A 22,084-nucleotide genomic window follows, 5' to 3' on the forward strand; every position below is an offset into this window, starting at 1 on the left:
GGGCGCGCGGCCCTGCTCCGGGATCACCGAGCCAGGACAGCCGGGGCGTCGTCCTGCTCCCGGGCGATTGAGCCCGGGAGCTCGTCTCCGTCTCCCAAGGTCAGCGCCATACCGACCGACAGACAAGTGTGAATTACATCACTTCGATTGTATGCCGCGGCGGGCGCTGTTCACTCCGGGACGACGCTGACCAGCTTCGGCGCCTTGACGATCACCTTGCGCACGCCGCGCCCGTTCAGGGCGCGCACGACGCCGGGGGCCGCCAGGGCGAGCCTCTCCAGCTCCGCCCCGGAGATGTCCGGGACGACCTCCAGCCGGTCGCGGACCTTGCCCTTGACCTGGACCACGCAGGTGACGGCCTCGGCGGCCAGCAGGGACTCGTCCTCGACCGCGGGGAAGGCCTCATGGGCGAGCGAGCGCTCGTGGCCCAGGCGCGCCCAGATCTCCTCGGCGATGTGCGGGGCGACCGGCGCCGTCATGAGGGTGAGGGCCTCGACGGCCTCGCGCGGCACCCGCGCCAGTCCCGTCAGGTGGTTGTTCAGCACGATGAGCTTGGCGATGGCGGTGTTGAGGCGCATGGCCTCGTAGTCGCCGCGCACGCCCACGACCGTGCGGGCCACCAGGCGGGCCGTGGCACGGTCGGCCGGGTCGTCCACCACCGTGACCTCACCGGTGGCCTCATCGACCACGTTGCGCCACAGGCGCTGCAGGAAGCGCTGGGCCCCGGCCACGGCGCGGGTGTCCCAGGGGCGATCCTGGTCGAGCGGCCCCATGCTCATCTCGTAGACGCGGAAGGTGTCCGCGCCATAGGCGGAGTACATGTCGTCGGGGGTGACGATGTTCTTCAGGGACTTGCCCATCTTGCCGTACTCGCGCCGGACGCCGCGCCCCCGCCAGGTGAAGGTCGGCTCGCCGCCGGCGTCGTCCGGCCCCTCCTCGACCTCCTCGGCGGGCACGTACTGGCCGCGCTCGTCCTTGTAGGCGTAGGCCTGGATGTAGCCCTGGTTGAACAGGCGGTGGTAGGGCTCGGAGGAGGACACCACGCCCAGGTCGAACAGGACCTTGTGCCAGAACCGGGAGTACAGCAGGTGCAGGACCGCGTGCTCCACGCCGCCCACGTACAGGTCGGTGCCGCCGGAGGTGTTGCCGTTCTCGGGGCGCGGCCCCATCCAGTAGGCCTCGTTGACCGGATCGACCAGGGCGTCCCGGTCGGCGGGGTCGATGTAGCGCAGCTCGTACCAGCACGAGCCCGCCCAGTTGGGCATCGTGTTGGTCTCGCGGCGGTACGTCTTGAGGCCCTCCCCCAGGTCGAGCTCGACCTCCACCCAGTCGGCGGCCCCGCCCAGGGGCGGCTCGGGGCTGGAGGCGGCGTCGTCGGGGTCGTAGGAGCGCGGCGAGTAGTCCGTGACCTCCGGCAGCTCGACCGGCAGCATGGACTCCGGCAGCGCGTGGACGCCGCCGGCCTCGTCCCACACGACGGGGAAGGGCTCGCCCCAGTAGCGCTGGCGGCTGAAGAGCCAGTCGCGCAGGCGGTAGGTGACCGCGGCGCGTCCGGCGCCCTTGGACTCCAGCCAGGCGGTCATGGCGGCCGTGGCCTCGCCCTTGGACTTCCCGTCCAGGCTGATCTCGTCGTTGGCGCAGTCCACGGCGACGCCGTCACCCGTGTAGGCGCCCCTGGACAGGTCCACGCCGCGGGGGTCGTCCGCGGGGCCGATCGTCTGGACGATGTCGAGGTCGTACTTCCGGGCGAAGGCCCAGTCGCGCTCGTCGTGAGCGGGCACCGCCATAATGGCGCCGGTGCCGTAGCCCATGAGGACGTAGTCGGCCACGAAGATCGGCACCCGCCGCCCGTTGACCGGATTGATGCCGAACAGGCCCGTGAACACGCCGGTCTTGGCGCGGTCCTCGGCGGTGCGCTCGGCCTCGGTGGCCGCCGCGGCCCGGGCGCGGTAGGCGGCCACGGCCCCGGCGGGCGTGGCGCGGCCGCCCGTCCACGCCTCGCGGGCGCCCTCGGGCCAGGCGGCGGGGACGGTCAGGGCGGCCGCGTCGTCGTCGACCGGGGCGCCGAGCCGCCCGCCCAGCAGCGGGTGCTCGGGGGCCACCACCATGAAGGTCGCGCCGAAGAGCGTGTCAGGGCGCGTGGTGTACACGCTCAGGTCCGCCACGGCGCAGCCGGCCTCCCGGGCGCCCTCGACGGCGAAGGTGACCTCCGCGCCCTCGGAGCGGCCGATCCAGTTGCGCTGCATGAGCTTGACCTTCTCGGGCCAGTCGACCGTGTCCAGGTCCTCGGCCAGGCGGTCGGCGTAGGCGGTGATGCGCATCATCCACTGGCGCAGGTTGCGCTTGAAGACCGGGTAGTTGCCCCTCTCGGAGCGGCCCTCGGCGGTGACCTCCTCGTTGGCCAGCACCGTGCCCAGGCCCGGGCACCAGTTGACCGGCGCGTCGGACACGTAGGCCAGGCGGAAGGAGTCGACGACGTCGGCCCGCTCGGCCTCGCCCAGGGAGGCCCAGTCGCGGCCGCCGGGGACGGCGACCTCGCCGGAGGCGAGCTTGTCGCGCAGCTCGTCAATGGGCCGGGCCGCCCCCGTGCCGCGCCCGTCGCGGCGCGGGGCGGCGGGGTCGAACCAGGAGCCGAAGATCTTCAGGAAGATCCACTGGGTCCACCGCACGTAGTCCGGGTCGATGGTCTGGATGGAGCGGCGCGGGTCGTGGGACAGGCCCAGGCGCCGCAGCTGGCGGCGCATGGTGGCGATATTGGCCTCGGTGGAGACGCGCGGGTGCTGGCCGGTGGCGACGGCGTACTGCTCGGCGGGCAGGCCGAAGGCGTCGTAGCCCATGGTGTACAGGACGTTGCGCCCGGTCATGCGGGTGAAGCGGGCCACGACGTCGGTGGCGATGTAGCCCAGGGGGTGGCCCACGTGCAGGCCCTTGCCGCTGGGGTAGGGGAACATGTCGAGCAGGAAGAACTTCTCCTCCTCGGCGTCCGGCCCCGCCAGCGCTCCCACGGGGTTGTCGGAGTGGAAGACGCCCTCGGCCTCCCAGCGGTCCTGCCAGGAGGTCTCGATGGTCTCGGCCAGGGCCGCCGTGTAGCGGAACGGCGTCGCGGACTCGCCCTGGGGGGTCTGGTTCTCCGTCATCGAAGGAGCGCTCTCTTCCGTGGTGGTGCTTGGGTGCCTGCGGGTGCGCCGCCCCCGCCATGGAGAGGGCGGAGGCGGCCCGGCTGCCGCTCAGCCTATCGCTGGTTCTCGCCGCTTCTCCGCGCCGTCCGGGTGGCGGGCGCGAGGCGCCGGTCACTGTGATCCCGGCCGGCCGCGCACCGGCGGCGGGCGGCACGGGCCGGGCGAGATCAGGCGAGGGAGGGCGAGTCCATCCGCGCCGGCACGAACGCCCCCCACCCGTCCTCGCCCAGCCCCTGGCGCAAGCGGCCCATCGTCTCGTCGAGCTCGGCGCCGTCGGCGGGACGCGCCGAGGACGGGGCGATGTCTGCGGCCCGGTGCAGGGGGAGCACGTGGATGTGCAGGTGGGGCACGTCCAGCCCGAGGACGACGATGCCCGGGCGCACGGCGTCGAAGACCCGCACCTGGGCGGCGGCGATGCGCTTGGCCACCACCGACAGGTGGGCGATGGTGGGCTCGCTGGCGTCTATGTAGGACTCGTGCGCAATGCGCGGCACGACCAGGACGTGGCCGGGGGTCTGCGGCTCGATGGTGGCGAAGGCGACGCACACGTCGTCGGCCCACACGAAGCGCCCGGGGATGTCGCCGTTGATGATCTTGGTGAAGACCGAGGTCTCAGTGGTCTCAGTGTTCTTGGGGGCGGTCATGGCGCCAGCCTAGATGATTGGTCTCGCAGCCCCGGCAGCGCTCCCGTCATCGATCTCGGCGCGGATGCCCACCGATCTCGGTGAGCGGCCGCGGGTTCTCCGCGCCGCCGGGGCCGGCCGCCGAGGCCAGCACCCACAGGTGGCCCACCGGCACGACCGCCTCGGCGCGCTCACGGGGAGGCTCCTCGTCCGCGCGCACGGCGCGCACCACCGTCGCCCTGCGGCGCTTCTCCCCCGCCGCGAAGGCCGACACGGTGCCCCGATCGATCACAGTCACCGTCGTGTCCAGGCCGATGCCGGCCAGAGCGAGATCGCGCAGGGTCTTGGAGCAGTCCTTGATACGGCCCACGACGACGGTCCGCCCCACGGGCACGGTGTCGATGCTGCACAGCTCCGGCTGGACGACGCACCCGTCCGGGGCGGGGATCGGGTCGCCGTGCGGGTCCCGCGCAGGATGCCCCAGTGCGTCGTCGAGCGCCTCCAGGAGCCTGTCGGACACGGCGTGCTCGAGAACCTCGGCCTCGGCGTGGACCTCGTCCCAGCTCAGTCCCAGGCGCTCGACCAGGTAGGTCTCCAGAAGGCGGTGGCGGCGCACCATGCCGGTGGCCAGGCGCTGCCCGTCGGCCGACAGCGTGACGGCCTTGTAGGGCTCGTGCTCGAGCAGGCCCGCCTCGACCAGGCGCCCCACGTTCTCCGACGCCGTGGAGGGGGCGACCTTCATCCGCCGCGCCAGACCGGTGATCGAGGCGCCCTTGCCGCCCCACTCCATGGCGGCCCACACCGCCTTGAGGTAGTCCTGGGTCACGGCGGAGGCCTCGGCCGGGGCATCGGCCTGGTTGACGGGGCTCATGACAGCATCGCCATCCAGCCGTCCCAGAAGGCGACCACGACGGTGGCGATGACGGCCAGGTACATGGCGGCCGCGACCGGCCAGCGGGCCCTGTGCAGGCGCTCGGCCGCTGCGGGCGACAGGCCCAGGTGCCCGCGACGGGCGGCCTCGCCCCAGGTGCCGGCGGCGATCGGGATCGTCACGGCCCAGATGAGCATGCAGAAGGGGCACAGCCTGCCGAAGACGGTGATCGAGATGATCAGGAACCACACGACGAACCCGACGCCGCCGACGGTCCCCGCGGTCATGCCCCACCACACCCAGCGGGGCAGCCGCCCGCCGGAGGCGAGCAGGACTCCGGCGAACAGGAGCACCGCGAAGGCCATCGCCCCGATGAAGGAGTTGGGAACCCCCAGCAGGTTGCCCTGCCACACGTCCAGGGAGGCGCCGCAGGACACCAGCGGGCTGACATCGCACGACAGGCTCGCCAGCGGCTCCCTGATGAGCGCCAGCTCGCTGGACATGAGCTCCCAGGACGCCGCGATGCCGACGAGGGAGCCGACAACGAGCAGCCAGGCGTAGGAGCGCGAGGCCCCGGTGGCGGTGAGCCACGCCGGCGCGCCGTCCTGGCCGGGACCCGCGGCGTCGGCGGCGCCGGGACCGCCGGGCTCCGCGGCAAGGTAGACCTCGAGCTCCTCCTCGCTCATGGCGTCGATCTCTGCCTCGGTGGGCACGTGCGTCATCGGTGCCTCCTCGTGATCGGGTTCGTCTCTGTGGGTGCGTAGGTGCAGTGGAACGATGACCGCCTATTGTGCACCATCGTCCCGGCGGCGACTCATCCCGTCGCGGGCGCGGGCTGCCAGGCCCCCACGGTCACCGAGGCGTCGGGGTGAAGCACCACCACGCGCCAGGCGACCAGGCCGCCGTCGGAGTCGAAGGACAGCACGTGCAGGTAGGCGTCCTCGGTCACCCGCCCCACGGACGTGCCGCCCTTGCCGGCCCCGGAGACGAGCTGGGCGACGTCGAGATTCGCGCCCCGGGTCACGCTCATCCCCTGCTCCTGGTGAACGTGCCCGCCGATGAGCAGCGGGACGCAGCCGCCGTCGATGAGCGGGCCGAAGGTCGCCGGCTGGTGGATGAGGACGACGTCGGCCCCCTCGCCCCTGCCCGCGGCCTCGCAGGAGACGGTCGCCAGGCGCCGCCCGATGTCGGTGGCGCTCTCCTCGCCGCGCTGGAAGGTGCCCCCGGCCGGGGTGCGGTCCGGGTCGACGTCGCCGAGGACCCGCAGCCCGCCGACGTCCCGGACGCTGCCGTCGGTCACCGTCCAGCCGAGCGCCCGCAGGCGCTCAGCCGTGTAGGACGAGTCGTGGTTCCCGATCGTGGCCACCCGGGCGACGCCGCCCGGCACCGCGTTGTCCAGGGCGTCGACGCAGAACTGCTCGGGCTCCGAGCCGGTCATGGTCAGGTCGCCGTCGTCCATGTGGACGGTGGCGCCCGCCAGGGCGTCGAGCAGCCCGGCGAAGGCGGTGACGTCGAGGTTGCAGTGCAGGTCGGTCGTCAGGACCGCCGTGACGGCGTCCCGGCCGCGGGCGGGCCCGACCGTCGCGGTCGGCTGCGCGGAGGAGCCGGGCGCCGCGCCCGTCGACGGGGCCCGGGACGACGGCGTCCCGGCCGCCCCCGGGGACGCGGCGGCGGAGGCCGCCCGGGCGACCTCGTCGGCATCGACGGCGCCGCCGGCGGCCGTCACGTCCGCGACCCCATCGACCCGCTCGGAGGCGGCCCACGCGGCCCAGAGGTTGGCGTGGGCGGCGGCGTAGAAGGAGGTGTTGTCGGCCAGGAAGGCCGTGACCCGGCCGCCGTAGGCCTGGACGATGTCGCCGATGCGCCCGGAGACGCGCGCCTGCTCCAACGGGGTGCCCGCCAGGACCGGCAGACGGTTGCCGGTCACCGCCTGCGAGCGCAGGCCGGGCAGGAGCAGCGCCACGACGGTGACCGCGCCGGTGGCCGCCAGCAGGCTGGAGGCGGTGGCGTGGGCGAGGCCCCGGTGCACGGCGTCGCGCAGGCGCCCCCCGGTGGCCAGACGGCCGGCGGCCACCAGGCACAGCATGACCGACTCCAGCAGCCCCGCCCGTCTCAGGGCGTCGTCGACCAGGGCCCGCAGGCCGCGCTCGATGGTGAGCTCGGGATGGGTGATCAGGGACATGTAGGCGGCGCCGTCGGAGCTCAGGGCCTCGCCGAGGGCGTCCTGTGAGCCGACGACGGGCTCTGCCTGTCCCGCGACCTCCCCCAGCACCACCCGCACCCCCAGGATCCCGGCAGGCGAGTCGAGGGCGACCTGCCCCAGGGGCCCCAGGTCGAGGCTGACGGTGGAGTCGAGGGTCGTCGACCACTGCGCCTGGTGGGGGCCGACGGGGCTGGAGGCCTCGGCCGTGACCACGCCGACGCACAGCGAGACCAGGCAGGTGACGGCGAGCAGCACAAGGGTGCGCGTGACCTTGCGGAAGCGGACCGTGCGGGCCGTCCACCACCGCGAGCAGGCCGCACGGCAGCCGCGCAGCAGCACCCGGGGCCCGCCGGGCGCCGTCGGCCGGCCGCGGTCCCGACTCCGCGCCCACCGGGCCTCCGTCATGGCTCAGGCCCGAGAGGAGCCGGCGATCCGGGCCGCCAGCGCGATGACGTAGTCGACGGTGTCCTCCCAGCCGGTCACGGCCCGGCAGGGCACGCCCAGGGCCTTGACGGGGTGGTCGTTGCCCTCGGCGTCGAGGCGATCGCCCACGAAGAGCATGTCGCCCAGGGGGATGCCGGTCTGCTCGGCCAGGTGGACCATGCCGTAGGCCTTGTCGACGCCCTTGGGGGTGATGTCCACGCTCGTGGACCCGCCCGAGCGGACCTCGAGCTCGGGCAGGCGCGCAGCGACGGCGTCCCGCAGCCGCCCCTTCTTCTCCCCCGTGGGGTCCCAGGCCTTCTTGGCGTCCAGCGGCGCCTCCTGACCGAGCGCCGAGAAGGTGATCTGAGAGCCGCGGTTCTCGAGGATCTCGCCCCAGGTCCGCTCCTCCCACAGGCCCAGCCTGCGGGCCTCGGCCTCGACGATCGCGAAGCCCCTGTCGACCTGCGCGGGCGTGAAGTCGTGGGCGTAGACGAGCCTCCAGCCGTCGCTGCTGATGCCGTCGGCCGCAGCGGCCTGCGGAACATGGACGTAGTAGCGGGTGCCGCAGGTGGGCATGAGGTGGAGGCGGGAGAGCTGGTCGCCGGTAGCGTCCAGGTGGGCCAGGACCTGGTCGTGGAACTGGGTGAATCGCCCGCCGGAGATGACGCACACGGGTACGACGTCGAGCAGGGCGCGCAGCGCGGCGGCCATGGCGGCGGGCAGGGGCGACTTGGATGGGGCCAGGGTCTCGTCGAGGTCGAAGGCGACCAGCCGGGGGACGATGTCGTCCGGTGCGGTGGACAGGGCGTCGGGGGTGACGGCGTCGCGGGTGTCTGTCATGGCGGCATTGTCTCGCACGGGCGCGGCGGCGGGGAAGCCGTCGCGCCCGTGCCCGCCGGAGCGGGCCGGATGCGTGTCTGGACGACGCCGGTCGGCTCAGTCCTGGGCCTGCGGCGGGGCCCCGGGGTGGCGCAGGTGCTCGCGGGCGGCTGCGCGTGCCTGGGCGCGAGCGTCCCTGTCCTCGCGGCGCCCGCGCACGACCAGGGCGGTGACTGAGACGGCGAGACCGCCCCAGATGACAACGATGGCGACGAGCATGAGGGTGATCGCGGGACCGGTCATCTCACTTCACCTCCTCGTAGGCGTCCAGGGCGATGGGGGTGAAGTCGTCCACGGGCGTCCTCCAGGGGATCGCGGTCAGCACGGCGGTGACCACCGCCCCCGCGAAGAGCATGCCCCAGCCGAACACGGCCTCGAAGCCGCGGGAGTAGGTGTAGCCGTCGTGCGCGTAGGACCACACGGTCTGGATGAACATGTACCCCAGGAGCGCGGGCACGACGACCGCGGCCGTCACCCGCCACCACTCCCCCACCGCGCGGGTCTCGGAGACGACGTTGAGGTGACGCCGAAGGATCTTGAAACGGCGCAGGACCAGCCCCAGCCCGACGCACATGGTGATCGCGGAGGCCACGACGCCGATGTTGTTGATGTAGGCGTCCACGACGTCGAGGTCGTACAGGCCCGAGGACGTGCCGAACAGCACGAAGGACAGGGCCGCGCTGGGCAGGCCGCAGGCGAGGGTCGCCGTCACATTGGACCAGCCGAACTTCTCGGCGACTGCGGGCGCGACGACCTGGATGATGGAGATGAAGGAGGTCAGGCCCGCCAGCGTGAAGGAGGCGAAGAAGAGGAACCCGAAGAGCGGCCCGCCCGGCATCTGGGAGATGACGGTCGGGAAGGTCACGAAGGCGAGGGCCGGTCCCGTGATGCCCTCGAGCTCGCCGACCGAGACGTTCTGGACGTGCGCCATGAAGCCGAGGGTCGCGAACACGCCGATGCCGGCGAGCAGCTCGAAGGAGGAGTTGGCGAAGGCCGCCGTCAGCCCCGTGCCCACGAGGTTGGAACGGCGCTTGAGGTAGGAGGCGTAGGTCAGCATGATGCCGAAGCCGATGGACAGGGAGAAGAAGATCTGCCCGAAGGCGGCCATCCAGACCCGGTAGTCGCCCAGCTTGCCCCAGTCGGGGGTGAACAGGGTGTTGAGGCCGTCCGTGGCGCCGGGCAGGAGCATGGCGCGCACGACGAGTATGAGGAACATGACGACCAGGACGGGCAGGAAGATCCGGTTGGCGCGCTCGACGCCCTTGGACACGCCGCGCGCCACGACGTAGATCCCGTAGGCCCACACGAGCAGCAGCGGGATGATGACGCCGACGACCGGCTCGGCGGAGTAGGCGGGGGTACCGGCGTCGGAGATCTTGCCCAGGCCGATGTAGCTGCTGAAGAAGCCGGAGGCGTCATCGCCCCAGGCGGTCGTCAGGGCGAAGACCGTGTAGCGCAGGGCCCAGGCGACGACGACGACGTAGTAGGTCATGATGATGAAGCAGACGACGACGTGCCACCAGCCCAGCCACTCGAACCGCCTGGATATGCGCCGGAAGACGGCCGGCGAGGATCCCCGGTAGCGGTGCCCCAGGGCGTAGTCGAGGAGGAGGACGGGCACGCCCACGGCCAGGAGGGCGACGATGTAGGGAATCATGAAGGCGCCGCCGCCGTTGGAGTAGGCGACGCCGGGGAAGCGCCAGATGTTTCCCAGGCCGATGGCCGAGCCGATGGCGGCCATGAGGAAGCCGAACTGGCCGCTCCACTGCTCGCGCGCGGGCGTCGAGGGCGTGGATGTGGAGGACATGGTGAAGCCCCTGTGCGTAATGGGTGGTCGTCTTGGGGGCGGCGCCGCGGGAACGGCGCCGCCGACCTGCGAGGCTGACGCAGAGACGCTGAACCAGCGAACCGTAACCCCGCTCACTGGCTGGTTCCCCGTCGTTCCACAATCCGGGACATCGGGCTGTGCCACACTGATGCGCAGGGCGCCCGCAGCGGCGCGCCTTCCGCCCGTCTGACCGCCCCGGAGGACCCCATGGCCACCGCCCACATCGCCGCCGAGCCCGGCGACTTCGCCCCCGCCGTCCTCATGCCCGGCGACCCCAGGCGCGCCCAGCGCATCGCCGAGTCTCTTCTTACCGAGCCGCGCCTGGTCACCGACGTGCGCGGGATGCTCGGCTTCACCGGCACCGTGGACGGCGAGCCATTGAGTGTCATGGGCTCGGGCATGGGCCAGCCCTCCCTGGCCATCTACGCCACCGAGCTGTTCGCCCGCTTCGGCGTCGAGCGCATCATCCGCGTGGGCACTGCGGGCGGCATCAGCGAGCGGGTCGGGGTGGGCGACGTCGTCATCGCCACCGGTGCGCACACCGACTCCGCCATGAACCAGCTGCGCGTCCCGGGCATCAGCTTCTCGGCCGTCGCGGACTTCCACCTGGCCATGGCGGCCTACCGGGAGGCCGTCGCAGCCGGCATCGCCGAGCGGACCCACGTCGGCACGATCGCCTCCCGCGACCACTTCTACTTCACTCCCGAGGGCCAGACCGAGCGCCTGGCCGCCTACGGGACGCTGTGCGTGGAGATGGAGTCCGCGGTCCTGTACGCGGTGGCGGCCGAGTACAGCAGGCGGGCCCTGACGGTGCTCACCGTCTCGGACCACCTGCTCGACCACCGCGGCGACATGAGCGCCGCCGAGCGGGAGACGCGCTTCCAGGACTCCCTGCGCCTGGCCGTCGCAGCCGCGCTGAGCTGAGGGCGCCGGCCCGCGTCAGCGGGCGCGGGGCCGCTACTCGGCCCGGGAGGCCTGCCAGGCGGCGCCGACGATACCCGCGGTGTTGAGCAGGGCGGCGGGCACGATCGGGGCGCGCAGGTCGAGCAGCGGCAGGAACTTCTCGTGCTTCTTCGATACTCCCCCGCCGACGACGAACAGGTCCGGGCTGAAGAGCATCTCGACGTGGGAGTAGTAGCGCTGCAGCCGCTTGGCCCACTTCTTCCAGCTCAGGTCGTGGACCTCCTTCTGGTGGGAGGAGGCGCGGGTCTCGGCGTCGTGGCCGTCGATCTCCAGGTGCCCGAACTCGGTGTTGGGCACGAGCGTGCCGTCCACGATGACGGCCGAGCCGATGCCGGTGCCCAGCGTGGTGACGATGACGGTACCGCGCACCCCCTTGGCCGCGCCGTAGGCGACCTCGGCCAGGCCGGCGGCGTCGGCGTCGTTGAGCGCGTATGAGCGCCTGCCCAGGACGTGCGTCATGAGCTCATTGACGTCGACGCCCTTCCAGGACTTGTCGAGGTTGGCGATGAAGGGGATGGTCCCGTGCACGATCGGAGCCGGGAAGGTGATGCCCACGGGCACGTCCTCCTCGACACCGAGCCTGTCGATGATCGTGCGGCAGACCTTCGCGACCGCCTTGGGCGTGGAGGGCCGGGGGGTGTCGATGCGGACGCGCTCGCCCGCGAACTCGCCGGTCTCCAGGTCGACGAGGGCGCCCTTGATACCCGATCCGCCGATGTCGATCCCGCATGCCATCCGGTTCGTCTGACTCATGACAGCCTCCTGAAGGTCTTCTGATCAGTGCGGTCCGAGGATATAGGAGGAGTCGGTGAGCCGGGGCCGGTTGGAGGCGGCTTCCGGGCTCTTACGGTGCGGTCGTGAACACCGTGGAGGGCACCCCGAGGCGGGCGTAGGTCTCCTCGCAGGCGTGGCAGGGGCCGATGGGCTCGCCCTGGGGGGAGTGGATCTTCACCCGCGTGACGGTCTCGGGCAGCTTGTCGACGCCCTCCCTCTGCGCGGCGTCGGCGAGCATCTTGTAGGCGGCGTCGACCCTGTACTCCCAGCGGGCGAAGGGGCCGGCCCCGCAGATCGCATTGTCCAGCCAGGCCTCGTACCAGGCCAGGAAGCCGGGGGCCGCGAGCTGGAAGCCGTCGTCGCAGGCGCGCGAATCCAGCCACACGGTGCTGTCGGCGAGATTGAGGACCCACTGGGCCCCGCAGCCGGCGTCGGCCAGGTACCACCACTCCTCGGCGAGGGGCCGGGGCTCGAGGCCGTAGCCGGGCCCCGCCCCGCCGGCGGCGACCGTGCTCAGGAACCAGGCCATGTCCTCCGGCAGCCCGAGGCTCGCGGCGCCGGGGTCCGTCTCTCCCAGCCGCATGCCGTGATGGCGGGCGCCGCACCAGCCGGCCTCGCTGGTCGGGTTGTCGGCGCAGGCGCGCAGCAGGTCGAGGGTGCGCTGCAGGCCGCCGCGGGTGAGGGTGGGGGCCAGCTCGATCGGAGTCAGCAGTGCCCACTCGCGCAGCATCCGCGTGCCGCCGGACTCCGGCGGGATGGTGTCGAGCACGGCACGGGCGGGCGGCCAGTCGGCCGCCCCGAGCTTGACCTCGGCCAGCGGCGTCGGGCCCGCCTCGAGGAAGCAGCCGAGCGCAACGACTTGGCCGGACCGCAGGGCGGGGACGGTTCCGCTGTCCAGCACCCGTGTTGTCAGGGCCCGGGGACCGCCCAGGCGCTGCCGGTAGACCGCCGCCTCCTCCGCCGAGCCGGTCCAGCGGTCGAGGTGGCCAACCGCGACGCGGTACCGCCGTCCGTCCAGGGCAGTCTCGAGCTGCTCGACATCCGGATCCTGAGTGCTGATGAGGTCGGGGCGGCCGATCCCGGTGAGCAGGACGGGTCCGAAGGCGCAGGCCCAGTTGCACCCGGCCAGTACGAGCGCGGACTGCGTGCTCGAGCCGTATCCGCTGGCGGTGACCAGGGCTCCCGACTCGCCGAGCGCGCCGCCTCTGATGGTCAAGAAGATGAACACCCCGTAGGGCGGAGCGTCCTGGCACTCGTCGATGGAGCACTCGATGACGGGCAGCCCCTCCCCGAGCTCCACGACCTGGGCGCCGTCGGCCTCCACCACCCGGGCACCGATGAAGTGCCCGGCGACCACCTCGGCGAGCATGCGCTCAGGCGTGGAACCAGATGCGAGGGACGGCTGATCGGACTCGCTCATGCGCCCATCACATCACATACGCGCTGGGGCGCGCGGAGGCCGGCTCGCAACGGCTTCAGAACACCCCGGGCCGGCTCAGGGGGTCTCAGGTAGGTCAACAACGAGCTTGCCGCGCACGTGGCCGCCGCGCAGCTCGGTGTAGGCCTGCCGCACCGAGTCGACATCGAAGGGGTAGACGCGGGCGATCGTCACCGTCATGGTTCCGTCGGCCACGAGGGCGGCCGCCCGCCTCAGGTCCTCGGGGCGGGCGTCGCGCGAGCCGGTGACCCGCACCCCCTTGGCGATGGACGGCGGCGCGGGCACAATGGTGGCGATGGCCTCGGGGGCCAGGCCGAGCGCCAGCGCGAGATCGACGTACTGCGGGCCGTGGCAGTCCAGCAGCCTGGTCACCGGCGACGGCGCCGCCGCGCGGACGCGGTCCTCCAGGTCCTCGCCGTAGGCGACCGCGACGGCGCCCAGGGAGCGGATGCGGTCCAGGCTGTCCTCGCCGGCGATACCGATGACGGCGGCGCCGGCGCGCCCGGCGAGCTGGACCGCCATCGAGCCGACGCCGCCCGAGGCGGCGCTGACCACGAGCACGTCGCCGTCGTGGACCCCCAACGCGCGCAGCGCCCCCGCCGCCGCCTCGACGGCGACCCCGAGCGCGGCCGCCTGGGCGAAGCTCAGGGCCGCGGGCTTGAGCACGACGTCGCCGGCGTCGACGACGAGCCGCTCGGCCAGCGTCCCGGCCCCCGACCCGCTTCCCGGAGCGGCGTGCACGGTCCCCAGGACCTCGTCCCCGACTGCCACGGAGGCGACGCCCTCGCCGACGGCGTCGACGACACCCGCGTAGTCGCGCCCCACACCCCGGGGCCGCCGCGGACCATCGCCGCCCATCATGCCGGAGACGATCTTCCAGTCCACGGGGTTGAGGCCCGCCGCCCTGACCGCCACGCGCACCTGCCCGGGGCCGGGAACGGGCTCGGGGACCTCGGCCATCTCCAGGACCTCGGGGCCGCCGAAGCTCCTGTACTCAATCGCTCGCACCATACTGCAACATCCTCGTTCCGTCGCCGCGGGTCGGCGGGCCTTCCATCCCGCCGACCGCCCACTATGATTCTCATAGAATATACAACTTATAGAAACGGAGTGTCATGATAACGGCGTCCGACTCACCGCAGCTGCGGACGATCCTCGCCCTGCGCCGGCTGGGCAGCGCCCTGGCCATGACCAACCGCGCCGCCGGGGTCGTGCTCGGCATCAAGGGCGCGGACCTCGCCGTGCTCGACGTCCTCCACCGGGAGGGGCCGCTGACCCCCACCGAGCTCGCCCGGCGCACCCGCACCCACCTGGCCACCATGACGGGCGTGCTCAGGCGGCTGGAGAGGGGCGGGTGGGTGGAGCGCCGGCCCGATGCGGCCGACCGGCGCTCGGTGCACATCCACGCCGCGGGGGCGGATCGCCTGGCCTCCGTCTTCGCCCGGGCGGACGAGGAACTGTCGGAGGTCGTGTCGGGCTGGTCCGAGGAGCAGGTCGCGATGCTCATCAACTTCCTCAACGACGCCAGCGAGGTCGCCGGCCGTCTGGCCGACGACCTCGTGGCGGACGCCCCCGCCCGGCGTCCCTGACGCCGGTTGACGAGCCCGGCCGAGCCGGTCGGGATCAGGCCCCTGTGCGGGTCATCGCCCTGACCGACAGCCTCTTGACCCACAGGTAGAGTCCGAGCCCCACCCCGGCGAACACCAGGGCGCCGAGCGCCTCGGAGGCGGTCTCGAACCCGGGGCCGACGACGGCGAGGGGCTCCTCCTGCCCGCTCGCGGCCACGATGCCCGCCAGGACCACGCCGAACAGGCTCTCGCCGACGATCAGCCCGGTCGCGGCCAGGGTGCTCAGCCGCTTGGTGCTCTCCGGGTCCGCGGTCCCCGCCGCCCAGCGGTCGTAGAGCAGGCCCGCCACGGCGCCGACGGGGATGATGAGCGTCAGGCCCATCGGCAGGTACATGCCCATGCCCACGGCCAGCGGCGGCAGGTGCATCCGGTTCTTCGTGGCCAGGCCGAGCACCTCGTCAACGACGACCACGACCACCCCGATCGCGGCGCCCAGGCCCAGGAGCCCCCAGCTCAGGTCACCGCCGAACACGCCCTTGGCCAGGGAGGACAGCAGGGCCGCCTGGGGCGCGGCCAGGGCGTTGTCGGTCGCCTCGGGCGCGCCGGCGAAGCCGAAGCTGGTGTTGAGCAGCTGGAGGACCGGCGGGATGATGAGCGAGCCGAAGGCGACGCCGACAACCAGGGCGACCTGCTGCTTCCACGGGGTCGCCCCCACGAGCTGGCCGGTCTTGAGGTCCTGCAGGTTGTCGTTGGAGATGGTGGCCACGCCGAAGACGACCGCGGCGGTGAACAGGGTGTAGGCGATCAGCGCGTCGCCCTGACCGGGGGCCTGGGCGCCGTGCACCACCTTGATGAGCAGGGCGGCGGCGATCACAATGAGGATGCCGACCCCGGAGATGGGGCTGTTGGACGCGCCGATCAGGCCCGCCATGTAGCCGCACACGCCCGCGACGGCCAGGCCGATCAGCAGCACGAAGAGGATGCTGACCACGACCATGCCGACCGTGTGGTGACCGATGGGCGTGTCCCGCACGAACAACCACAGGAGGAGCCCGATAGGCAGCATCGAGGCCAGGGTCACCCCGGCCACCACGCGCATGGACAGGTCGCGCTCCTGGACGGGCACGTCCGTCCCCTCGTCGCGGGCGCGGGTGGCCGCCAGGGCCTCCTTGACGCCTCGGGCGATGGGCAGGGCGATCTTGGCGAGCGTCCACACGGCGGCGACCGCCATGGCCCCCGCTCCGACGAAGCGCACGTCGGAGGTGAAGATCCCCGACACGATCTCGCCAAGGTCGCCGCCGGCAGGGATCTGGCCGGCGGTGCGCAGCGGCAGCATGACGCCGAAGGAGATCAACAGCCCGACGATCATGGCGATGCCGACGGTGATGCCGACGAGGTGGCCCACACCGATGAGGGCCAGGGAGAGGCTGGCGCTGACCATGCTGCCGCCGGAGCCGACGCGGAAGGCCCGCTCAATGCTGCCGGCCACGACCTTCATCGCCGCCAGCGCGGCGAAGCCGGCCGACGCCAGCCCGCCCACAACGATGACCAGCAGGCCGCGCCTGTTCTCCTCCGCGCCCTCGGCGCTGTCCCCCACGCGCAGCACCTCCGCCGCGGCCACGCCCTCGGGGAAGGGCAGGTCCGATCCGGTGACGAGGGCGCGGCGCAGCGGGATGGAGTACATGACGCCCAGCACGCCGCCCAGGGCGGTCACCAGCGCGGTCTCCCAGTACGGGAAGCCGGTCCACCACCCGATCATGACCAGACCGGGCAGCACGAAGATAATGGCCGACAGCGTGCCGGCTGCGGATGCGATTGTCTGGACGATATTGTTCTCCACCACGGAGTGGTCCCGGAAGGAGCGCAGGATGGCCATGGAGATGACCGCGGCCGGGATCGAGGTGGCGAAGGTGAGGCCGACCTTCAGACCCAGGTAGACGTTGGCGGCTGTGAACACCAGGGTAATGAGGCCGCCGATGACGACGCCCCGTACTGTAAGCTCGCGCACACCTGATGTGGCGGGAGCGGTATTACCGGACATGGTCCTCCTCAGACATGGGACACCGGACAGCAGATCGTGTCCATCACGCACAATACGCCTCGACGTCACAGCGCATGCGAGTCTGTTGGACCGGAACGGTTGCTGAGTGGCGGACTTGGGCCAGTGGGCGGGCAGAGCGACTGATTCCGGAGGCCCGCGGGCGCCTCGGACCGATCTCGGTGCGGAACTGAACCGATCTCGGCGAAACAGCGCTCTCACCGCGCTTGCCGCCCGGCAGCAATACGACGGGGTCCTCGCCCGTGCGGGCGAGGACCTCCGCCTCCTGGTGGAGCTAGAAGGAATCGAACCCCCGTCTCCTCCACAAAGTGGAAGCGCGCTACCAACTGCGCCATAGCCCCGTGACATATCGTCGCGCTTCAATTGATTGACACCGAACGGTGCATGGTGGAGCTAGGGGGATTCGAACCCCCGACCTCTTCCATGCCATGGAAGCGCGCTACCAACTGCGCCATAGCCCCTTTCGGGCGCCGCCCGCCGGGCGACGGAGATAATCCTATGGAGTCCGCACCCCGCGGGCAAATCCTTCCCGCGTGCGGTACCTCACCCCCGGCCCGGCCCTCCCGCCGCGGCCGGGCATCAGGACAGGAACCCGCCGATCGCCCCGCCGGTCCCCGAGCCCGTCCGCTCCTCACCGCTGTTCCAGTGCTCGAGCCTCCATCCCGGCGACCGCCCGGTGCTGCTGAGCACCGCGTAGTGGCAGTTGTCCAGGCCGCGCAGCCCGAACCACGCGGAGGGATCGAGGCCCAGGAGGCGGGTCGTGCCCAGGGTGATGGCCGCACCGTGCGCGACGACAACGACGGTCGCCTCACCGGCCGCCGCGGCGATCCGCCCCAGCGCCGCCCCCACCCGGGCGGCAGCATCGCCGCGGGTCTCGACCCCGACGCCCGCCGGGTCCCCGCCGGCCCGCCACACGGCGAACTGCTCCGGCCAGCCCGCCTCGATCCGGGCGCGCTCCAGTCCCTCCCACATGCCGAAGGACCGCTCCACAAGACCCTGATCGACACGCACGTCCACACCGGTCGCCGCGGACAGCGCCTCGGCGGTCTGCCGTGCGCGCTGCAGGGGCGAGGAGACGATCACGCTCGGCCTCAGGGCCGCCAGCCTCGGGGCCGCCGACACGGCCTGGGCTCGTCCGACCTCGTTGAGGGGGATGTCGACGCGCCCCTGGACCCTGCCCGCGACGTTGTGATCGGTCTGGCCGTGCCGCCACAAGACGAGATGCGCCATGGAGGGCCCCTCAGCTCACGGCGCCGGCCGGGGCCAGAACATCCTCAGGCAGATCGATGAGCGGGCAGTCCTTCCACAGGCGCTCCAGCGAGTAGTACTCGCGGTCCTCGGCCTGCAGGACGTGGACGATAATGTCGGAGTAGTCGATGAGCACCCAGTGGGACTCCTCCAGCCCCTCGCGCTGCCTGCGCTTGACTCCGGCCTTGAGCACGGCCTCATCGATCGCGTCGACGAGGGCGCGCACCTGACGGTCGTTGTCGCCCGAGAGGATGAGGAAGACGTCGGTCAGGGCGAGCCGCCCGGAGACGTCGATCGCAATAATGTTGTCCGCCTTCTTCTGCGCGGCGGCGCGAGCGGCGACACGGGTCAGGGCGACGGCATGGTCGGTGGCGGGCACGGAACTCCTTGAAGACGGGCGACGGGCTTCAGCCCGTCAGCCTAGCAATCCAGCAGCGGTGTCCAGGCGGAAATGGAGTCGAAAGCACCTGCCGAGCCAGCGCCCTCGCGGTTGAGGAAGAACCACACCACGGCGAGCACCACGAGCGCGACGACGGCGACGAGCAGGGCGATGAGCAGGATCTTGCCCATCTTCGACGTCTTCGGCGGCTCGGCAACCGGTCGCATCGGGGACGTCGCCGGGCCGGGCGCGCTCCAGCTCGCCTCGGAGTCGGCAGGCGCCGCCGCGCCGGGCCCGGAGAGCTGAGGCTCGGGGGCCGCAGGCTCGGGCATGGACTCGTACGGGGTGAAGGCGGGCCCAGGCGCGGGCGCGGGTGCGGGCGCGGGTGCGGGCTCCTCGACGGCGGCCTCGGACGCGCCGGGGACATCCGGTTGAGCGCCCTCGGGCCGCAGAATGCGCCACTGGGGATTGTCGATGCCGTCGAACTCGTCGTCGATGGGGCGCACCTCGCTGAGCTCGCCGGTGCTGGTGTCGACCGTGCGCACACCCTGGGCGGCGTTGGGGATCCTCACGGTGGGGCGACGCGGCGGCCCGCCGGCGGCCGGCTGCGTGGCCCACTCGGGCAGGCTTCCGGCATCGGCGCTCCCGGGCACGCCGTACCCGTCTGTGCCCGAGGGGGCCGGAGCCGGCCCACCCGACCCGTACCCGTCGGCGCCCGAAGGGGCCGGAGCCGGCCCACCCGACCCGTACCCGTCGGCGCCCGAAGGGGCCGGAGCGGAGTCCCCCGTCCTGCTGTCCGCTGAGGCGTCGCGGTTGAAAAGAGAGCGTCGTTCGGGCAGACCGGCCGGCTCATCCGTCCGTGAGGCCGAAGGGAGGGGTGAGAGCGCCGAGGTCTCCACAGCATTCATCACACCGGTCGGCTGGGCGGAGATGTCCTCGATGTCGTCATCGGACAGTGAGGCGTTGGCGACCTGCGGCGCCGGCTCGGTGAAGGTCCTCTCCGTCCCGGGCACGGCCCCGGTGCCGGAGGTGAAGGGCGCAGCCTCGCCGCCCGGGCCGCCGGGGGCCGTCCCCTGCCCGAACGCGGCCTCGCCAACAGGGCTGGGGGCCGACGGCGCTGACGTCCGCATCGCAGGCTCGGGCGCGTAGGGGCGCGCCCGCCAGGTATCCGCTCCGCCCTCCTCGGAGTGCGGAGCCGACGACGTCGCCGGGCTCACGGGCGAGGCCCCGGGCTCGCCGCCGACCATCCGGGCGCCGGGCAAGGCCGTCGCGCCGTCCGGGCCCTCCACCCCGGAGGCCCCGGACGTCAGAGGCCGGCCGGGGGACTGCAGGACGCGGGCCGCCTCCGCCTCGTCGTACGACGCCGGGGCGACCGGACCGCTCGGGGCGAGCCGTCCCGGAGCATCGAGCAGGCCATCGCCGCGGAAGGCGGACCCGGGCACCGCGGGCTCGCCGGCTCCGGTGCCGGACGGGCCGGAGGGGGCCGCGTGGCTCCCCGCGGCCTCCAGGCTGGGGGACCCGATCATGGGCTGCTCGGCCAGCGGGTCCTGCAGCGCTCTGGCCTGCTCGGGGGTGATCTCCCCCGAGGCGACAGCCGCGCGCAGCGCCGCAGCCTCCTGACGCAGGCGCTTGAGCTCGCGTCGGGTCAGAAGAGGCTGCTGCCCGGTCAGGATGGCCTCGCGCTCGGCAGCGCGCTCGGCCTGCCGCATCGCCCGGCGGCTGCGACGAGTGCCGGTGCGATCATCTGCGGCGTCAGGCTGGCTCTGGTTGACGTCGGTGGGATCACTCACCGTCGTTCTCCTTCCTCAGGGACTGCTCCCGTGCGACGCGAGCGGTCATCGACGTCGTCGATGCCGAACGCTCAACCGTGCGGTAAAGACCGTACTTGCGGATGTACTGGACGACGCCGTCGGGTACGAGATACCAGACGGGAATACCTTGGGCCACCCGACTGCGGCAGTCCGTGGACGAGATCGTCATCGCGGGCACTTCCACCAACGACACAGTATCCCCAGGCAGGCCCGTATCCGTTAAGACATGCCCGGGACGCGTGACACCAACCAGGTGGGCCAGGTCGAAGATCTTCTGGTTGTCCTTCCACGTCAGGATCTGCGCCAGGGCGTCGGCTCCGGTGATGAAGTAGAACTCGGCACCGGGATACTCGGCAATAACGTCGTGGAGCGTGTCGATCGTGTAGGTCGTGCCGCCCCGGTCAATATCCACCCGGGAGACAGTGAAATGCGGATTCGGGGCGGTAGCGATGACCGTCATGAGGTAGCGGTGCTCCGCCGGGGTGACGTGCCGGTCCTTCTTGAAGGGCTGATTCCAGGTCGGCACGAAGACGACCTCGTGGAGCCCGAAGGCGTGCTGGACCTCGGAGGCCGCAACGAGATGCCCGTGGTGAATCGGGTCGAAGGTGCCGCCCATAATGCCGATGCGCAGCTGGCGCGAGACGTCGCTCATCGGCACCACCCCCTGTTGCTCTTCGGCACTGCTGCTCCTCCGGTCACTGCGAGCCGTGTGCGCGGACGCGCCCATACTGCCACGGACAAGGCGCGGCGCGACGCGTGCCACGCCAGCCATGCGCACAAGCGTGATCGGTGTCGCCCGGCTCCTCCTCGTTCCGGCAGGTCCCGTCCCCGGGCCGCCGTCCGCCGGTCAGTCCCGTCGGCGCGACCGGTACGCGGGCGTGCCCTATGCTGCCTACCGCCACAATACCGCGCACTACCGCGACCGCCTCGTCGACGCCCCTCCTGCGCGGTCTCAGGGAGCCGCGCGAAGGAGACCCGATGAGCCGCCACGAGCGTCTGTCCGCCATCCTGGCCATCGTCGTCGAGGAGGGCGGAGTCCGCATCGACGACATTGTCGAACGGCTCGGCGTCTCGGCCGCCACGGCGCGCCGCGACCTCGACCTGCTCGCCGAGCAGCAGCTCGTCACCCGCACCCGGGGCGGCGCCTCCGCCAACCCGACATCCGCCCAGCTCCCGCTGCGCTACCGCACCACCCGCATGGGCGCCCAGAAGATCCGCATCGCGCGGGCTGCCGCCCGGATGGTGCGCCCCGGCGACGTCATCGGCCTGGGCGGCGGCACGACGACGACCGAGGTCGCCCGGGAGATCGTGCTCCTGCCCGGCCTCACCGACCCGGACAGCCCCGTGACGGTCGTGACCAACGCCGTCAATATCGCCGGCGAGCTGATCGTGCGCCAGGCGGTGCGCGTCATCGTCATCGGCGGCGCGGCCAGGGCCCGCTCCTTCGAGCTGACCGGACCCCTGGCCGGTCTCATCCTGCCCCAGATCGCGGTGAGGACCCTCTTCCTGGGCGTCGAGGGACTCGACCGCGACGGCGCCTACGCCTCGCACGAGGACGAGGCCGCCGTCAGTGCGGCCCTTGTCAGGACGGCGCGGCGCACCGTCGTCGTCGCCGACCACACGAAGCTCGCCGGACCGGCCTTCGCCCTGATCTGCAGGACGCCCGACATCGACCTGCTCATCACCGACACCGACGCCGCGCCGGAGGACGTCGCCGCCGTGCGCGAGTCGGGCATCGACGTCCGGCTCGCCTGAGCCGAGCCGCGCCGCGGCCGCAGGCGTTCCTGAGAACTCTCTCATGATCGTCTCATCACCATCTCCTGGCGCCCGCCGATCCT

19 protein-coding genes and 2 tRNA genes are annotated in these 22,084 nt (G+C 72.2%); 3 read left to right on the forward strand and 18 right to left on the reverse strand.

Translation table 11 applies throughout. The features are described 5' to 3' along the window. Window positions 1-170: 170 nt before the first annotated feature. The 8 genes from AIF0345_RS09705 to AIF0345_RS09740 all read right to left on the reverse strand — a co-directional run bounded on the left by AIF0345_RS09705 (window position 171) and on the right by AIF0345_RS09740 (window position 9,985). On the reverse strand, window positions 171-3,137 hold the full coding sequence (locus AIF0345_RS09705) for a leucine--tRNA ligase (protein ID WP_285296027.1): 2,967 nt from the start codon (window positions 3,135-3,137) through the stop codon (window positions 171-173). A 209-nt stretch (window positions 3,138-3,346) separates the two neighbouring features. After that, on the reverse strand, window positions 3,347-3,823 hold the full coding sequence (locus AIF0345_RS09710) for an HIT family protein (RefSeq protein ID WP_268917486.1): 477 nt from the start codon (window positions 3,821-3,823) through the stop codon (window positions 3,347-3,349). 46 nt (window positions 3,824-3,869) lie between these two features. Continuing rightward, a complete protein-coding gene (locus tag AIF0345_RS09715) occupies window positions 3,870-4,673 on the reverse strand; it encodes a metal-dependent transcriptional regulator (RefSeq protein ID WP_268917485.1) in 804 nt (267 codons plus the stop codon). Next, entirely contained in the window at window positions 4,670-5,395 is a 726-nt protein-coding gene (locus AIF0345_RS09720) for a vitamin K epoxide reductase family protein (protein WP_268917484.1), read from the reverse strand. Before AIF0345_RS09720 ends, AIF0345_RS09715 begins: the two co-directional genes overlap by 4 nt. Window positions 5,396-5,487: 92 nt before the next feature. Beyond that, window positions 5,488-7,281 (reverse strand): bifunctional UDP-sugar hydrolase/5'-nucleotidase, encoded by a 1,794-nt coding sequence (locus tag AIF0345_RS09725; RefSeq protein ID WP_285296031.1) that lies wholly within the window; start codon window positions 7,279-7,281, stop codon window positions 5,488-5,490. Window positions 7,282-7,284: 3 nt separating this feature from the next. After that, window positions 7,285-8,139 carry an HAD hydrolase family protein gene (locus tag AIF0345_RS09730; protein ID WP_043558298.1) on the reverse strand — a complete coding sequence of 285 codons (855 nt, stop codon included), beginning with the start codon at window positions 8,137-8,139 and terminating at the stop codon, window positions 7,285-7,287. 96 nt (window positions 8,140-8,235) lie between these two features. Next, a complete protein-coding gene (locus AIF0345_RS09735; protein ID WP_043558301.1) occupies window positions 8,236-8,421 on the reverse strand; it encodes a methionine/alanine import family NSS transporter small subunit in 186 nt (61 codons plus the stop codon). Window position 8,422: 1 nt separating this feature from the next. Continuing rightward, complete coding sequence (locus tag AIF0345_RS09740) at window positions 8,423-9,985, reverse strand: sodium-dependent transporter (RefSeq protein ID WP_043558303.1); 1,563 nt, start codon at window positions 9,983-9,985, stop codon at window positions 8,423-8,425. Between the two features lie 228 nt (window positions 9,986-10,213). On the opposite strand from AIF0345_RS09740, the gene deoD reads away from it, so the two are divergent. Continuing rightward, entirely contained in the window at window positions 10,214-10,930 is a 717-nt protein-coding gene (gene deoD, locus AIF0345_RS09745; RefSeq protein WP_043558304.1) for a purine-nucleoside phosphorylase, read from the forward strand. A gap of 33 nt (window positions 10,931-10,963) precedes the next feature. Here the strand turns inward: deoD and ppgK are convergent, their stop codons facing one another. The 3 genes from ppgK to AIF0345_RS09760 form a co-directional block, all read right to left on the reverse strand. Further along, entirely contained in the window at window positions 10,964-11,722 is a 759-nt protein-coding gene (ppgK, locus tag AIF0345_RS09750) for a polyphosphate--glucose phosphotransferase (protein ID WP_285296034.1), read from the reverse strand. A 91-nt stretch (window positions 11,723-11,813) separates the two neighbouring features. Beyond that, window positions 11,814-13,163 carry an SMI1/KNR4 family protein gene (locus AIF0345_RS09755; RefSeq protein ID WP_285296035.1) on the reverse strand — a complete coding sequence of 450 codons (1,350 nt, stop codon included), beginning with the start codon at window positions 13,161-13,163 and terminating at the stop codon, window positions 11,814-11,816. 75 nt (window positions 13,164-13,238) lie between these two features. Beyond that, window positions 13,239-14,192, reverse strand: coding sequence for an NADP-dependent oxidoreductase (locus tag AIF0345_RS09760; RefSeq protein ID WP_268917480.1), 954 nt, complete (start codon window positions 14,190-14,192; stop codon window positions 13,239-13,241). Window positions 14,193-14,296: 104 nt separating this feature from the next. On the opposite strand from AIF0345_RS09760, the gene AIF0345_RS09765 reads away from it, so the two are divergent. Next, window positions 14,297-14,770 (forward strand): MarR family winged helix-turn-helix transcriptional regulator, encoded by a 474-nt coding sequence (locus AIF0345_RS09765; protein WP_268917479.1) that lies wholly within the window; start codon window positions 14,297-14,299, stop codon window positions 14,768-14,770. Window positions 14,771-14,804: 34 nt separating this feature from the next. On the opposite strand, the gene AIF0345_RS09770 is transcribed toward AIF0345_RS09765, so the two are convergent. From AIF0345_RS09770 to nadD, 7 genes are all read right to left on the reverse strand, one after another. Beyond that, window positions 14,805-16,790 carry an OPT family oligopeptide transporter gene (locus AIF0345_RS09770; RefSeq protein ID WP_268917478.1) on the reverse strand — a complete coding sequence of 662 codons (1,986 nt, stop codon included), beginning with the start codon at window positions 16,788-16,790 and terminating at the stop codon, window positions 14,805-14,807. A 284-nt stretch (window positions 16,791-17,074) separates the two neighbouring features. Then, window positions 17,075-17,149, reverse strand: a tRNA-Lys gene (locus tag AIF0345_RS09775). Between the two features lie 44 nt (window positions 17,150-17,193). Continuing rightward, window positions 17,194-17,269, reverse strand: a tRNA-Ala gene (locus AIF0345_RS09780). A 118-nt stretch (window positions 17,270-17,387) separates the two neighbouring features. Next, window positions 17,388-18,038 carry a histidine phosphatase family protein gene (locus AIF0345_RS09785; RefSeq protein WP_043558315.1) on the reverse strand — a complete coding sequence of 217 codons (651 nt, stop codon included), beginning with the start codon at window positions 18,036-18,038 and terminating at the stop codon, window positions 17,388-17,390. Between the two features lie 10 nt (window positions 18,039-18,048). Continuing rightward, on the reverse strand, window positions 18,049-18,435 hold the full coding sequence (gene rsfS, locus AIF0345_RS09790) for a ribosome silencing factor (protein ID WP_268917476.1): 387 nt from the start codon (window positions 18,433-18,435) through the stop codon (window positions 18,049-18,051). Between the two features lie 41 nt (window positions 18,436-18,476). Further along, window positions 18,477-20,225 (reverse strand): hypothetical protein, encoded by a 1,749-nt coding sequence (locus tag AIF0345_RS09795; protein ID WP_285296041.1) that lies wholly within the window; start codon window positions 20,223-20,225, stop codon window positions 18,477-18,479. After that, window positions 20,218-20,898, reverse strand: coding sequence for a nicotinate-nucleotide adenylyltransferase (gene nadD, locus AIF0345_RS09800; RefSeq protein ID WP_268917474.1), 681 nt, complete (start codon window positions 20,896-20,898; stop codon window positions 20,218-20,220). The genes AIF0345_RS09795 and nadD overlap by 8 nt, the downstream gene beginning before the upstream one ends. A 326-nt stretch (window positions 20,899-21,224) precedes the next feature. Between nadD and AIF0345_RS09805 the strand changes: the two genes are divergently transcribed. Then, on the forward strand, window positions 21,225-22,001 hold the full coding sequence (locus AIF0345_RS09805; RefSeq protein WP_273166196.1) for a DeoR/GlpR family DNA-binding transcription regulator: 777 nt from the start codon (window positions 21,225-21,227) through the stop codon (window positions 21,999-22,001). Window positions 22,002-22,084: the final 83 nt, after the last annotated feature.

The sequence above is a fragment of the Actinomyces israelii genome, from assembly GCF_030253495.1.
Lineage (GTDB): Bacteria > Actinomycetota > Actinomycetes > Actinomycetales > Actinomycetaceae > Actinomyces > Actinomyces israelii.